Source organism: Marinomonas sp. AWM4_232 (genome assembly GCF_056158325.1).
The window spans coordinates 3,016,108-3,030,451 of the sequence record NZ_JBSWTA010000001.1; the positions used below are offsets into that span (position 1 = coordinate 3,016,108).

Sequence of the window (14,344 nt, forward strand, 5' to 3'; positions counted from 1 at the left end):
GGCTAATCTTCACTGTCTTCTTTCATGTTTTTCAAGCGCTTGCTCAACGCAGGCTGAGAAATCCCTAGCATGCGTGCCGCCAAAGACTGATTCTGATTAGCGCGGTTCATGGCTTCTTCCACCAACAGTTTGCTCAATTGGGTCAGTGTCGGCAAAGGCTGATCCTCTGGGAAGCGTACGCTTCGCTCAAATACATCCACCTGATTACCGCCTACTAAGGTTTGGAAAACACTAACATTCAGTTCATCCTGGCTACTTTGGCTAACAGCATCGTATACCAAGGCACGCAACTCACGTACGTTGCCTGGGAATGGGTAGTGTTGTAATTGCAGTGCTAGATTGGTTGGGATTGCCAAATAGTCTTTTTGCAGCTCATCACAGGCTTGGCGCATGAAGTGATCGAGCAATAGTGGCAAGTCATTCAAGCGCTCGCGTAAAGGTGGGATATTCACCATGTGCGTGCGCAGTCGATAATACAAGTCCTTGCGGAAGGTGCCTTGCTGTTGTTGCTCCGCTAAGTTTTGATGGGTAGCGACCACCACGCGTGCTTGAATACGTTTCGGGCGGTCACTGCCAATGGGGTAGTATTCGCCTTCTTGCAGTAGGCGCAGTAATTTGACTTGAGAAGAAGCGCTTAAATCACCAATCTCATCTAGAAATAGGGTGCCCCCAGCGGCACTTTCCACCAGACCTTGGCGCGCTTTATCGGCTCCGGTAAAGGCGCCTCGGGCGTGACCAAACAAGGTATCGGAAAAAATATTATCATCAAGGCCTGCAACATTAACGGTGACCAAAGGGCCGTTGCGTCCACTTAAATTATGAATAGCGCCTGCAATCAGCTCCTTGCCCACACCACTTTCCCCCGTAATCAGAACAGGCTGCGCACTGGCCGCGATGGACTCCAGATATCGAAAGGTGGAGATCATACCTGGGTCAGCAGTGACAAAGTTCGCAAATTGAGCTGCCATATTCAGTTCATTGGACAACAGCTGGGCTCTTAAAGCTTGGTTCTCTAGACTTAATTCTTGGGTGTGAATGGCACGTTTAATAGATTCAAGGATCTGCTCTTGGTCGGCGGTTTTGACGATGTAATCGAATGCGCCTTGCTTGACGCAATTTACCGCCGCATCGACCTGATTCAATCCGCTGAAAATAATAACGCTCACCGCCGGGTACTCTTCTTTAAACCATGCCAGCAACTCCTGCCCAGAGATAACGGGCATCGTCAGATCCAACAACACTAAACCGATGCTGTGTTCAGACATGATCTGTTGCACCTGATGTGGCTCAGAACAGGTGATGATGTTATTGAGCCCATAACGTTCTAATGTCAGTGACATACTGCGCAAGAACGATGGCTCATCGTCCACAAGTAGGATTTTAAACGGCGGGTAAGCAGATGGATTCAAAACGACTCCTCTCAAGTAAACGGCTAAGGCAGAATTGGAAAACTAGCGATGGCGACAGTTCCTTTACCCACGCTTGACTCAAAAGATAATCGCCCTTTATGGGCTTTTACGATACCAGCTGACACAGAGAGCCCCAATCCTGTTCCGCCTGTTTCGCGCTTGGTTGTAAAGAAGGGGTCGGTCAGTCTTGGTAAAGCTTGCTGATCAATCCCGCACCCTTGGTCTTCCACGGCCAAGAGCAGTTCTGACTGGTCAGGATTTAATGATGTTGAGATGGTTAATGCTTGAGACTTATTTTCTAGAGCATCGCAGGCATTAAGCACTAAGTTGATGATGACTTGCTCCAGTCGCTGTGGATTGCCCATAATTTTCGGGTTTCTAGGGTCCAAATGCAGCGCAAAGTGCTCCGTCGCATTGCGCAGGGACTTATCAACTAAGCGTACTGCGGTTTCAACAACTTGGTTGATATTGACCTCTTGCCAGATTTCATCAGGTTGCTCCCGAGCGAAGTCTTTCAAGTCGTTGACAATGTTTCGGATGCGGTCTGTGCTATGTTGCATTTCATCCAATAAATAAGGGATTTCTGCTTTAAGGCGTTGATAAGACAGTCCACCTAAATAAAGCCCTGCATGCTCTTTTTCAACCTCATCTAAATAGGGTAGGGCATCTTCCCAAGCACTGCGTAGGATGGGGAGGTTCAGCATAAGCAGACCGGTTGGGTTGTTGATTTCATGGGCAACCCCTGATACGAGCACGCCAAGAGAGGCCATCTTATCGGCTTGGATCAGCTGTTCCTGTTGCGCTTTAATCTGTTCGGAGCGGCGCTCTACCTCTTTTCTCAACATGCTATTCCAGACCATGATTCCTCCCAGAATAAACAGTAAAGCCAAGATCGTATAGAATGCATACTGCCCCAGCTTTTTCCACTGGGTTTTAGATTGATCAAGAGTGCCAAACCACTTGTTGTAGATTTCTTGCTGACGGCCAGTATTTTTTAAAATGGCCAATCCTTCGCTGAACAGCGCCATCAGGTCTTCATTTACTGGTAGAGCGCCGTAGCTGAGCCTTTGACCTGCTACGGGCCTGGCGATGGGTTCTAGATTACTGAGTCCCATTTCTTGGCTGAGGTACAAGCTTGGAGAGTTAGCCGTCAATGCAAAATCGTGTTTTCCAGAGGCCAGCAAACGTAAAGCAGCCGAATGAGTAGGAGCAGGGATAATGGTGGTTTCAGGGAAATTCTGCTTCAGATACTCGTGCATGATGCTAGCGTTCTGAACAATGACTTCGTAACCACTGACTTCTGAGATGTCATCTACATGAGGCCCATCTTTGCGGGCAAACAACGATTGGCTCACGATAGAGTGTGGGGACGAAAAGAAAATGTGCTTGGCGCGCTCTTCCGAGTAGGCAATGTTCTGTAGAACATCGTACGTTCCATCTAATAAACCAGTATAAGCACTCTGCCAATCGGTCATGGTGAGGTCGATGTCTAGGCCCATGGTTTCGGCAATGGCGTATGTTAACTCAACCGTATATCCCGCAGGCTGTCCTTCTTCGTCTAAAAACTCATAAGGAGGGTAGTTGTAGTCTGCAGCAATATGCACTACACGTTTAGGTGCTGTCGTCTCAATCGTAGGTCGAGTATCAGCGTAACTGTTGGTGAGGCCAAATAAAACCGTGAATAGCCAGAGAATTAGCGTTCTCATTGTTTATTTTATCTACAAAGTGGCAGTGGAGCGGGCATCTTAACGGCTCTTTTCTAAGATGAGAAGAGCTATTGCTGTGTTAGCTATCGGCCATTTATAACAAAAGTTATAGCTATGAAAAAGGTTATAGTTGCTCTGAAGTGCACGATATATCCTTGATATTAAGCTTTCCATACATCGTGAAATACTAGATCTATAACTATAGTTATAAAAATGGAAAGCAGGATTTTTCCTAGTAAAATCTCTTTTTTCTATTAAAAACATAAGGTTATGGCATTTTTTAGAAGTTGGCACTGTAATTGCCATAGATGTCCTTGTTTTGACAATTTGATAACAAAAAAATGACACAACGAGGAATTTTCAATGAAGAAAGCAATCTTTAAGACTGCGATCGCGACGGCTTTTGCCGCAGCTACAACAGTATCTATGGCGGCTGACACTCAGTTCATCTCAATCGGTACTGGCGGTGTAACAGGTGTTTACTACCCAGCAGGTGGTTCTATCTGTCGTATGATCAACAAAGACCGTAAAGAGCACGGCATTCGCTGTTCTGTAGAGTCCACTGGCGGTTCTGGTTACAACGTAAACAGCATTCGCGCGGGCGAGCTTGAGTTCGGTGTAGCACAGTCTGACGTTCAAGCGGCAGCGATTGCAGGTAAAGGCCAATTCGAAGGTAACCCATTCCCAGAATTGCGTTCTGTATTCTCTCTTCACCCAGAGCCTATTCACCTAATGGCTCGTGCAGACTCTGGCATTAAGTCTTTTGACGACCTTAAAGGTAAGCGCGTTAACATCGGTAACCCAGGTTCTGGTAACCGTTCAATGATGGAACTTCTAATGTCAGAGAAAGGTTGGACAACAGAAGATTTCGCATTTGCTGCTGAGCTTAAATCTTCAGAAATGTCTCAAGCACTATGTGACGACAAGTTTGATGTCACTATCTTCGTTGCCGGTCTACCAAACGGTTCTGCGCAAGAAGCGACGACTACTTGTGATGTGCGTATGATTCCTCTTGATGGTGATGTAGCAGCGAGTATCCAAACTAAGCATGGTGAATTCTCAAAAGCTGTGATTCCTGGTGGCATGTACAACGGTAACCCAAATGACATCGTTACCTTCGGTCCAAAAGCAACCATCGTGACGTCAAGCAATGTATCGGACAAGGTTGTTTATCAAATGACCAAGGCGGTATTTGAAAACTTCGATTCTTTCAAGCGTTTGCACCCAGCGTTCGCCCCTTTGCAACCGTCTGAGATGGCAACATCTTCACTTGTAGCGCCTTTGCACCCAGGTGCTGAGAAGTACTACCGTGAGCAAGGCCTACTTAAATAATCCCTACCATTATTAAGTAGTCTGCCATGTGAAAGCGCCAGCCAAATGGTTGGCGCTTTTTTCTTATATCGTTCGAACCTAGGAAACTTCTATGTCGACTCAAACCTCAAACGCTTTGGATACCGATAAGCTCAATGAAATGGTGGCCGAAGCCGATACTGGTAAACGTGCGCCGACCGGTCGTTTTGCGTTGGGCTTGTTGTTCCTCGTCCCTCTATGTTGGTCCCTATTTCAATTATGGATCGGCTCACCTCTACCTTCTCAATTTGGTTTTGGTTTTTTAAACGATACCCAATCACGAGCACTGCATTTAGCCTTCGCTGTAAGCTTGGCGTTTATGGCGTTCCCCGCTTTCAGTTCAAGCCCTACTAAACACATCCCAATCGTAGATTATGTGTTGGCGGCAGCTGGAGCATTCTGTGCTTCGTACCTATTTTTATTTAATGATGAGCTGGCAATGCGCCCAGGCTTGCCAACGACGTTGGATTTGGTGGTAGCAGGCATCGGCTTATTATTAACCCTAGAAGCAGCAAGACGTTCTTTAGGGCCACCATTAATGATGGTTGCTATTGTCTTTTTGCTTTACGTATTTTTTGGTGATTCGTCTTGGTTACCAGAGATCTTGCGTTGGAAAGGGGCGTCGTTTGAAAAAGCCATGACGCACATGTGGCTTACCACAGAAGGTGTGTTTGGTATTGCCCTAGGCGTTTCGTCTGGCTTTGTTTTCTTGTTTGTATTATTTGGCGCACTGCTCAACCAAGCAGGTGCTGGTAACTACTTTATTCAAGTAGCCTTTGCTTTATTAGGCCACATGCGTGGTGGTCCTGCGAAAGCGGCGGTATTGTCTTCAGCAATGACAGGTCTGATCTCCGGTTCATCCATTGCTAACGTGGTGACCACGGGTACGTTTACGATTCCACTTATGAAGAAAGTGGGGTTCAGTCCTGAAAAAGCGGGTGCGGTAGAGGTATCTTCATCGGTAAACGGTGTGATCATGCCACCTGTCATGGGGGCCGTGGCTTTCTTAATGGTGGAATACGTCGGTATTCCATACATTGAAGTAGTGAAGCATGCCTTCTTACCAGCAACGATTTCCTACATTGCTTTGCTTTACATTGTGCACCTTGAAGCCTTGAAAGCAGACATGCGTGGTCTTCCTCGTTCAACACCTGCTCGTCCTTGGAAAGTCGCGATCTTACGTTCCGGTATCATTATGTCGAGCATGATGATTTTAGCGGGCGCGCTTTACTACTTGGTTTTAGGAATCAAATGGGCGCTGGGTGACTGGTCGAACCTTGGCTTACTGTTGCTTGTGGTCGTTGGCTACTTCGCTTTGTTGTTTATTTCAGCAAAATCTAAAGACCTAGACATGGGCGATACCAATGGTGAAATCGTAAAGCTGCCAGTGTTTGCAGACATTTACCGTGCTGGTCTTTACTACTTAGTGCCTCTCATCGTATTGGTTTGGTTCTTGATGGTTGAGCGTAAATCACCAGGTTTGTCGGCGTTTTGGGCAAGTATGTTGATGGCGTTTATCTTGATCACGCAAAAGCCTCTTAAAGCATTTTTCCGTCAACATCAAAACGTGGGCGCCCAGTTTAAAGAAGGATTTTGGGATCTGATCGAAGGCCTAAATACTGGTGCGCGTAATATGATCGGTATCGGTGTAGCGACGGCGACCGCAGGTATTATTGTGGGTACGGTGACGCTAACAGGTGTAGGTCAGGTCATGGCAGAGTTTGTGGAACTTCTGTCTGGCGGCGTTTTGATCATTATGTTGTTGATGGTGGCGCTGATTTCCCTTGTATTGGGTATGGGCCTACCGACAACGGCGAACTACATTGTGGTGTCGTCATTGATGGCAAGTGTTGTAGTTGAGCTCGGTGCGCAGTCTGGTTTGATCGTTCCTATGATCGCGATTCATATGTTCGTGTTCTACTTCGGTATCATGGCAGATGTAACGCCTCCGGTCGGTCTAGCATCCTTTGCAGCTGCGGCCGTATCGGGCGGAGATCCGATTAAGACAGGCTTTACTGCGTTCTTCTACTCAATGCGTACGGCGCTATTGCCATTCCTGTTTATCTTTAACACGGATTTGCTGCTTATTGATGTGACTTGGTATCAAGGTGTGATGGTGTTCTTCGTCGCACTGGCCGCGATGTTGATTTTTGCTGCCGGCACACAAGGTTACTTCTTCGCACGCAGTAAGCGTTGGGAAAGTGCCATTCTGTTGCTAGTCGCGTTTACCTTATTCCGTCCTGGATTCTGGTTGGACCAAATCATTGCACCGCATGAGCATTATCAAGGTTCTCAGCTGACACAGTACATTGAGCAACATCCAGAAATGCAAAGTGTGCGTCTGGCTGTGGAAGGTGAAAACCTTGATGGTCGATGGATTGAGAAAACGGTCGATCTACCACTAAGCGCTGAAGGCTCTGCAGCGGACCGTTTAATGGATGGTTCAGGTCTTGAGGTGCGTGACGAAGACGGACGTCTTTACATCGATAACATTGTTTGGGGTGGCGTTGCTGAACAAATGCAGTTGGATTTCGATTGGGAGATCACTGGCTTCGATATTGAAAATGAACGTCCTGCGAAAGAATGGTTCTTTATTCCAGCCTTCCTATTGGTGCTATGGATCATTCGCCGTCAAAAGAAACGATTATCTGAATAATCCTCGCTAGCAAGCGACTGATTAGTGAACTGACCCCCAATAGTTGGACATTCCAATTACTGGGGGTCTTTTTATGTCCAAATATCACAGAGCATTTAAACTGTCTTTAGCCAAGTTATCTCAACACCAAGGATCAAGATCCATTGCCCGAAAATTCGATTTGGCATCGAGGCAAGTTCGTTACTGGTCTCAAGTGTATAGGGTTCATGGTGAAAACAGTTTTCAGCATAGCCAGAAGCCATACACCCAACCCTTTAAGCTCAAAGTGCTTAAAACGATGCATGAGAATGAGTGGTCTTTAACTTACACAAGTGCCTACTTCGATTTATCGTCTCCAGGAATATTATTCCAGTGGCAAAAGCTCTATGCTTGCGAAGGTATAGCTCGACTCAAACCACAGAAAAAAGGCAGACCTCGCATGACCACTCAATCTTCTGAACCTAAACCAGCGGAACAGATGACAGAAAAAGAATTAAGAGAAGAGCTTGAGTACCTGCGTGTAGAAAATGCTGTGCTAAAAAAGTTGAAAGCCTTGGCTCAGGCCAAACAGGAACAAGCAAAGAAAAAGCGCTGATCGTTACTGAGCTCAAGGCTAAATATCCGTTACAGTTGCTCCTCAAAGCCACTGGACTGGCTCGAAGCGTCTATTACTACCATCGAGCTTCTGCGCAGATGGTTGACTCGGAAATGGATCTGAAAGAGAAGATTTACGATATATTCCATACCCACAAAGGGCGTTATGGCTATCGTAGAGTGACCTACGCCTTAAGAAATAGCGGCATCCAAGTGAACCACAAGCGTGTTCAGCGTCTTATGGTTGCACAAGGGCTAAAATCCAAAGTTCGTCCCAAGCGGTATAAATCTTATCGTGGTCGAGTTGGAAGAACTGCGCCCAACCTACTCAACAGAGTGTTTTATGCTGATAAGCCTAACCAAAAGTGGGTGACAGACGTAACTGAGTTTAAAGTTGCTGATCAGAAGGTTTATCTATCACCAATGATCGACTTGTTTAATCAAGAAGTCGTGAGTTATGAAGTGAGGACGTCAGTCACCTTACCGCTGGTCACAGACATGTTAAAGAGTGCAATTAGAAAGCTTGGAGAAGATGAGAAGCCAATTATTCACTCAGATCAAGGTTGGCAGTATCAGAACCAAGCGTATCAGGCACAAATTAAGACTCATGGGTTATCCCAAAGCATGTCTAGAAAAGGAAATTGCTTGGACAATGCTGTAGCTGAAAACTTCTTCGGTATCCTAAAAACAGAAATGTACCATAACGAAAATTTTAACAATGCCGATGAGCTGATTGAAGCAATCAAGGAATACATCGAGTATTACAACAACGATCGAATTAAGCAGAAACTAAAAGGCCTGAGTCCGATAGAGTATCGGAATCAGGCCTTGAAAGCCGCTTAGAACAGAGTCCAACTTTATGGGGTCACTTCATTAGCCGGGGCTTTGCTCCGGCTTTTTTTTATTAAGAGTTAGCGTTTCAAATTTGGATGAAATATGTTCTTTTTCATCTAGCTCAGATTTTCATCTGTTTACATGTTAGCTTTAACTATCAGTTATATTTTTTAGATAAAGACTAAGCATGATACTTATTTTACTGGCTTGTTTTACGGTGATTCTGTTTGCTGTCACTTTTTTACCTATGATGCGCATTACTCACTGGGTGGTTCGCGCTTGTGACTTTCCACGACTGCAGTTTGCTGTTATTGCTGCTGTGCTATTGATACTGGAATTGCTCTATTTACCCTTCGGGCAGACATCGAGTTGTTTGATCCTTTTCATTACCTTGGTTTGTTTTTGTATACAGCTTTGGTGGGTCATACCTTACACACAGCTGTTTTCGAAAGAGGTGAAAGCTTCTGAAAACCCTGACCAGAGATCGCAAATCACTCTGCTAACGTCCAATGTTTTAACGCCTAATCGCCAAGTTCATAAGCTGATTCATCTGATAAAACATCATCAGCCTGATGTGGTGGTCACGTTAGAATCGGACCAATGGTGGGAAGAGCAACTAAGCGTTATTGAACAAGACTTACCTTACACGGTTAAGTGTCCGCTCGATAATTTATATGGCATGCACGTCTATTCTCGTTTTCCTTTGAGTGACACGTCGTTAAGCTTTTTGGTCGAGGAAGATGTGCCTTCAGTCCATACCAATATGACCTTAGCCAATGGACAAGTGGTTCGTATACATTTTCTGCATCCAGCGCCACCTAGCCCTACTGAAAATACGCTATCCAGTGAAAGAGATGCTGAGATTGCTATTGTTGCAAGGAGTATTGCTGACACCGTTGAACCTGTTATCGTGACAGGGGACTTAAATGATGTCGCTTGGTCCACAACGACGCGGCTATTTCGCAAAATCAGTGGCTTGCTCGACCCGAGAGTGGGGCGCGGAATGTTTTGTACCTTTCATGCTAGTTTTCCTTTTTTACGTTGGCCCCTTGATCATGTTTTCCATAGCTCGCATTTTACGCTCAGTCATATTGAAAGGTTGCCTTCCATTGGCTCTGATCACTTTCCATTGCTGACTCAACTGGCCCTCACTCCAAAACAAGGGCAAGGCCAAGAACCAGTTAATGGCGATGTTGAAGATGAGCAATTAGCAAAAGATATGGCGCAAGAGGAGGGAGTGAGTAAACAGGATGTTCCTGAGCCGAAAAGCAATACTTAGGTCAATATAATTTGTATTAATAACCAAACGGTCTTGTGAGATGCTAATTTTTTATATAAGTTAATTCTAATTTAGTGTTGTAGTGCAAAGGAGCGAATATGAATATAGTTGCTGATGGACTGTCTACTTCTGAAATCTATAAACTTCTGGTAGGTGGTATCACGCCGCGCCCAATCGCTTGGGTTAGCACGCGATCTGACCAAGGTGTTGATAACATTGCACCTTACTCATTTTTCTCTGTCGCCAGTGTAAATCCTCCTATTCTTAGCTATACCCAAGTTAATCCTCAAACTGATAGCGATAAAGATACCCTAACAAATTTATTGGCGAACAAAGAGTGTGTGGTTCATATCGTGAACTCTGAAACAATGCATAAGATGAATCGCTCTTGTGCTGGTTTGCCGCCGGAACAAAGTGAATTTGCATTTGCCGACATTTCCTCCGAGCCGAGTCAACTTGTTACTCCTTTATCTGTGTCGGCTGCTCCAGTGCGATACGAATGTCGTCTGCGTGAGGTGATTCGTTTGGGAAATCAAGCCGGTGCGGGGAGCTTGGTTTTGTTAGATGTGGTCTCTGTTTTTGTTGCCGATCATTTATATCAAGACGGAAAAATTGATCAGCAGGCATTAGACAGCGTTGGAAAAATGGGCGGTGATTTTTACAGCTTTACTAAAACACTAGAATCTTTGGCTAGGCCCTAGATTAGCTACGATATGAAAGGGTTGGCTTCAGGGAAAAATCAAGCTATGGTCAGGTTGACCGTTTAGATAGCTTTCTGTACCAGGTAATTTTATGTCCCAATCCTCTCCATGTCCCACATCTTCGCAATACGATCACTTGGTACATATAAAAGATCACTCCGAATTAGCGCTCTATGAGCTTATCCCTGATGTGGTTTGGTTTTTTGATTTAGATAAGCATGGCTGGTGGTGGGGGAATTCCGCTGCGGTGAAGTTTTGGGGATTGAATAACGTTGAGGAATTAATCAATAAAGACCTTTCCGGTGATACGCAAGGAGCGAAAGAACGAACAGCTCAGACCTTTGAGTTAGCCGCTCAAAATGGCTTAACAATTGACCCTTGGACAACTTACCCAAATGGCAAACCTAAAACTCTTTACATGAAACATCGAGCTGTTTTATTAGGTCCAGAAAAACACCGAGGCATCATAGCATTCATTAATGAAGAGGTTAATCTAGGCGAAACTCCTGAAAACCTACTATTAGTTGAAGCAATGCGCTATACACGAGTGCTTGTCACCAGCTTTACATTTAATGGTGAAGCAGTAATAGAAAACCCAGCGGCGACAGAGGCATACAAGCACATTGACCGCTCAAAACTCATTTCTCCCGATCTGTTTTTTAGTTCACGTTTTGCAGACCCATTGGAAGGAAAGGGGATTCTTGCTCAGGCGGTTGCTGAAAAAGGTGGGCAATGGACACGATCAGTGCAAACAGCTGAGGGAGAGCGGATTCATACTCTTGATATTCGGGTCACACGTCATCCATTGTCGGGTGAATTCTTGTTATTAGTCTCTGAGTATGATGTCACGCCTTTGCAGCAAGCGTTAGAGGTTGCTGAACGAGCCCAAGAGGAGTTACGTCAATTGGCACATTTTGATGTAGTAACGGGAATTCCCTCTTTGCGCTATTTGATGGACCAAGAAAGTGAATTAATGAACAAATCGTCCGCAAATGGATGTTCTTTGGCTATTTTATATTTTGACTTGGATGGCTTCAAAGAAGTAAATGACAGTTGTGGCCATGAAGCAGGCAATAAAGTTCTCACTGAAGTGGCTACCAGACTCAGCAAAGCTGTTGAAGGAGTTGGTGGGGTTGCTCGATTAGGTGGCGATGAGTTTTTAGTATGGCTAGAACGTTATGAAAACGAGCAAAATGCCTGTGAGATAGCTAAGTTGTTACTTTCTAAAATTCAGAAACCGATTAATATTACACCTAATATTTCGTTTAAGGTTAGCGCCAGCATCGGGGTGGCAACGCATCGTCAAGACGGACAAACTTTAGATGAAATTATCCAAGCCGCTGATCATGCGATGTACTGTATTAAACATTCCGGCAAATGTGGTGTACAGCTAGCGCCCCTAGCAGAATAGAGGCGCTTAGTAACGTTTAGGATTGCGCAGCATTGCCTTCGTCGATACTGCGCTGGATGATAGGGGAAATGGTCGAACCCTGAACAATGATCGAGAAAATGACCACGATATAGGTGACGACGACGATCACCGTATGATAATCCGCTCCATTTACCATCAACGCTCCCTGCGGAATGGACGCTGCCATCGCTAACGCTAGCCCTCCGCGTAATCCTCCCCATGTTAATATTTTCACTGAGTGAGGATCATATTCTCGAAAACGTCGAAAAACTTTGTACATAGCGCCAACGCTGATGAAGCGTGCGAAAAGGACTGCAGGGATCATCAGTAAGCCAAGGCCAACTTCTCCCCATGTCACGGGAAGTACAACCAACAATAAGCCAATCAAGATAAACAGAAGCGAGTTCAAGAAAGCATCAACGGTATGCCAAAAGTGCGTCATAGTCGTCTGGCTACTTTCTGAAAAGCCTTTTGAATGGGTTACATTACCAATAAATATACCGCCGACAACCATCGCAAGAGGCCCCGAAATACCCAATACGTTCGCCAGTGCGTAGCCTGCCGTTGGGATACACAATGTAATCAGTAGCTCTATACTGGTGTCATGGCTGGTGCGAATTAACCAGTGTGAAATCAACGCAATAACGAGACCGAACAATACGCCACCCACTGCATCAACTAGGAAGAGCTCAGCCACGCCACCAAATGTGGGGGTTTCTCCAGAGAAGGCGAGAGCAAAAATCGTGGTAAACACGACTAAACCAATACCGTCGTTAAACAGTGACTCACCTTCAACTTGTACGGAAATTTTTTCCGGAGCATTCATCTTTTTGATAATCGCTAAGACTGCAATAGGGTCGGTCGGACTAATTAAAGCACCAAACAGTAAGCAATAGATAAACGGCATTTCCCACCCAAAAACGTAGAAGACGGCATAACACAGGCCACCTACGATGAACGTTGATAGAATGGTAGAGAAGAAGGCCATGATGGCAATTTCCCAGCGCTGGTTCCTTAATAGCTTCAGGTCTATTTCCAGTGCGCCAGCAAACAGCAAGAATCCCAACATGCCATTAAGTAGGAGCATATTGAAGTTCAGACTGGCCACAGATGTGGTGATGGCTTGAGTGACGCTGTTGTCGTAGTACTGGGTGAAGCCCATTAACAGCAATGAAATTACAACGGAGCCGGTTGTGATAGCGATCGTTGTTTGAAGTTTGAGCACGTATTGATTGCTAAAGGCAATTAAGATAGCAATAACGGATAGAAGACAGAGGAAGTACCAAGCGTTCATAGAGTTCCTATTTGATAAGCATGTTTACAACTAAACGCCCACAGGAAGGGAAGGCAGAGGGTAGGACGCTTAGTTTTAAACACGGCAACACTAAAAATTATACGCCTGATGCAAGTCAAATTTTTAGTGTCGGGTATTGTATTCCTATAAAAACACTATTTGTAGGGAATTGTGTAAAAAAATTACGAGATAAGTCATTGAGGATGGTTTCCTTGTCCGATTCTATTCATGTACTTTTCGGATACATCTTTCCGTATTTATCGAGGAAAGCTACGCAAAACAATGCCTTGTAAATGTTTTCTATTTACCAACATAATGCCTATGAATGAAATGTCTTCTAAGATAACTTATTCACTCGTAAGGAGCGTCTTTGTTTAAGTGTAATAAATGGTGTGCTGTAATGGCTTTACTTGGCTTCGCACAGTGGGCGCAGGCCGATCAAGTACATGTTGCTGTCGCCTCGAATTTCTCGAGGGCGATGAAAGCGTTGGTTGAACAGTTTGAGTACCAGACGGAGCATGATGTGGTGCTGTCGTCTGGCTCTTCTGGAAAAATGTTAGCTCAGATTCAAAATGGGGCACCTTACGATGTTTTTTTGTCAGCTGACCAAGCAAAGCCGCTGGCCCTAGAGGCGTCTGGTGAGGCGTTGCAAGACACTCGATTTACGTACGCTATTGGTGCATTGGCGTTATGGTCGTCTGATTCAGATTTGATTGATCAGTCACCCGCAGCACTATTATCTGGCCAGTTTAATAAGCTGGCCTTGGCCAATCCAAAGCTTGCTCCATATGGCTATGCTGCATCTGAAGTGCTCAATGCCATGGGGCTTACGGAGTCGACTCAAGCTCATTGGGTGATGGGAGAAAACATTTCTCAAACCTATCAGTTTGTTGCATCTGGTAATGCGGACCTAGGTTTCGTGGCTTTGTCTCAAATTATGGGCAATGGCGCTGTGACAAACGGTTCTAGCTGGTTGGTGCCCAAGTCACTTTATCATCCGATCAGGCAAGATGCGGTTTTGCTAAAGCGAGGACAAGATAACCTTGCGGCCAAAGACTTGTTGGCCTTTCTGAAAAGCCCCGCCGCCATAGAAACGATCCATCGTTTTGGTTATGGAACGGAGTAATTAAG

The 14,344-nt window shown here is 45.2% G+C and carries 11 protein-coding genes; 8 read left to right on the forward strand and 3 right to left on the reverse strand.

Features of this window, described 5'->3' with window-relative positions; translation table 11 throughout:
* Positions 1 to 2: 2 nt before the first annotated feature.
* Both ACXAC1_RS14280 and ACXAC1_RS14285 read right to left on the reverse strand, forming a co-directional pair.
* Positions 3 to 1,409 carry a sigma-54-dependent transcriptional regulator gene (locus ACXAC1_RS14280; protein ID WP_133563971.1) on the reverse strand — a complete coding sequence of 469 codons (1,407 nt, stop codon included), beginning with the start codon at positions 1,407 to 1,409 and terminating at the stop codon, positions 3 to 5.
* A gap of 23 nt (positions 1,410 to 1,432) precedes the next feature.
* Complete coding sequence (locus ACXAC1_RS14285; RefSeq protein WP_475062281.1) at positions 1,433 to 3,115, reverse strand: transporter substrate-binding domain-containing protein; 1,683 nt, start codon at positions 3,113 to 3,115, stop codon at positions 1,433 to 1,435.
* Between the two features lie 363 nt (positions 3,116 to 3,478).
* Here ACXAC1_RS14285 and ACXAC1_RS14290 point away from each other — a divergent pair, with 363 nt between their 5' ends.
* The 7 genes from ACXAC1_RS14290 (at position 3,479) to ACXAC1_RS14320 (ending at position 11,919) form a co-directional block, all read left to right on the forward strand.
* A complete protein-coding gene (locus tag ACXAC1_RS14290; RefSeq protein WP_475062283.1) occupies positions 3,479 to 4,447 on the forward strand; it encodes a TAXI family TRAP transporter solute-binding subunit in 969 nt (322 codons plus the stop codon).
* Between the two features lie 91 nt (positions 4,448 to 4,538).
* Positions 4,539 to 7,121, forward strand: a complete 2,583-nt coding sequence (locus ACXAC1_RS14295) for a TRAP transporter permease (protein ID WP_475062284.1) — start codon at positions 4,539 to 4,541, stop codon at positions 7,119 to 7,121.
* Positions 7,122 to 7,194: 73 nt separating this feature from the next.
* On the forward strand, positions 7,195 to 7,695 hold the full coding sequence (locus tag ACXAC1_RS14300; RefSeq protein WP_475062286.1) for a transposase: 501 nt from the start codon (positions 7,195 to 7,197) through the stop codon (positions 7,693 to 7,695).
* Positions 7,695 to 8,537: an IS3 family transposase gene (locus ACXAC1_RS14305; protein ID WP_475063835.1), complete on the forward strand. Its 843-nt coding sequence runs from the start codon at positions 7,695 to 7,697 to the stop codon at positions 8,535 to 8,537. The genes ACXAC1_RS14300 and ACXAC1_RS14305 overlap by 1 nt, the downstream gene beginning before the upstream one ends.
* A 178-nt stretch (positions 8,538 to 8,715) precedes the next feature.
* Positions 8,716 to 9,807: an endonuclease/exonuclease/phosphatase family protein gene (locus ACXAC1_RS14310; protein ID WP_475062287.1), complete on the forward strand. Its 1,092-nt coding sequence runs from the start codon at positions 8,716 to 8,718 to the stop codon at positions 9,805 to 9,807.
* A gap of 98 nt (positions 9,808 to 9,905) precedes the next feature.
* The gene (locus ACXAC1_RS14315; RefSeq protein WP_475062289.1) at positions 9,906 to 10,508 is read left to right on the forward strand and encodes a flavin reductase family protein; all 603 of its coding nucleotides are present in this window, start codon (positions 9,906 to 9,908) and stop codon (positions 10,506 to 10,508) included.
* A 91-nt stretch (positions 10,509 to 10,599) separates the two neighbouring features.
* Positions 10,600 to 11,919: a GGDEF domain-containing protein gene (locus ACXAC1_RS14320; RefSeq protein ID WP_475062291.1), complete on the forward strand. Its 1,320-nt coding sequence runs from the start codon at positions 10,600 to 10,602 to the stop codon at positions 11,917 to 11,919.
* Positions 11,920 to 11,935: 16 nt separating this feature from the next.
* On the opposite strand, the gene ACXAC1_RS14325 is transcribed toward ACXAC1_RS14320, so the two are convergent.
* Complete coding sequence (locus ACXAC1_RS14325) at positions 11,936 to 13,213, reverse strand: cation:proton antiporter (RefSeq protein WP_475062293.1); 1,278 nt, start codon at positions 13,211 to 13,213, stop codon at positions 11,936 to 11,938.
* 370 nt (positions 13,214 to 13,583) lie between these two features.
* Here ACXAC1_RS14325 and modA point away from each other — a divergent pair, with 370 nt between their 5' ends.
* Entirely contained in the window at positions 13,584 to 14,339 is a 756-nt protein-coding gene (gene modA / locus ACXAC1_RS14330; protein WP_475062294.1) for a molybdate ABC transporter substrate-binding protein, read from the forward strand.
* The last annotated feature ends 5 nt before the right edge of the window (positions 14,340 to 14,344 follow it).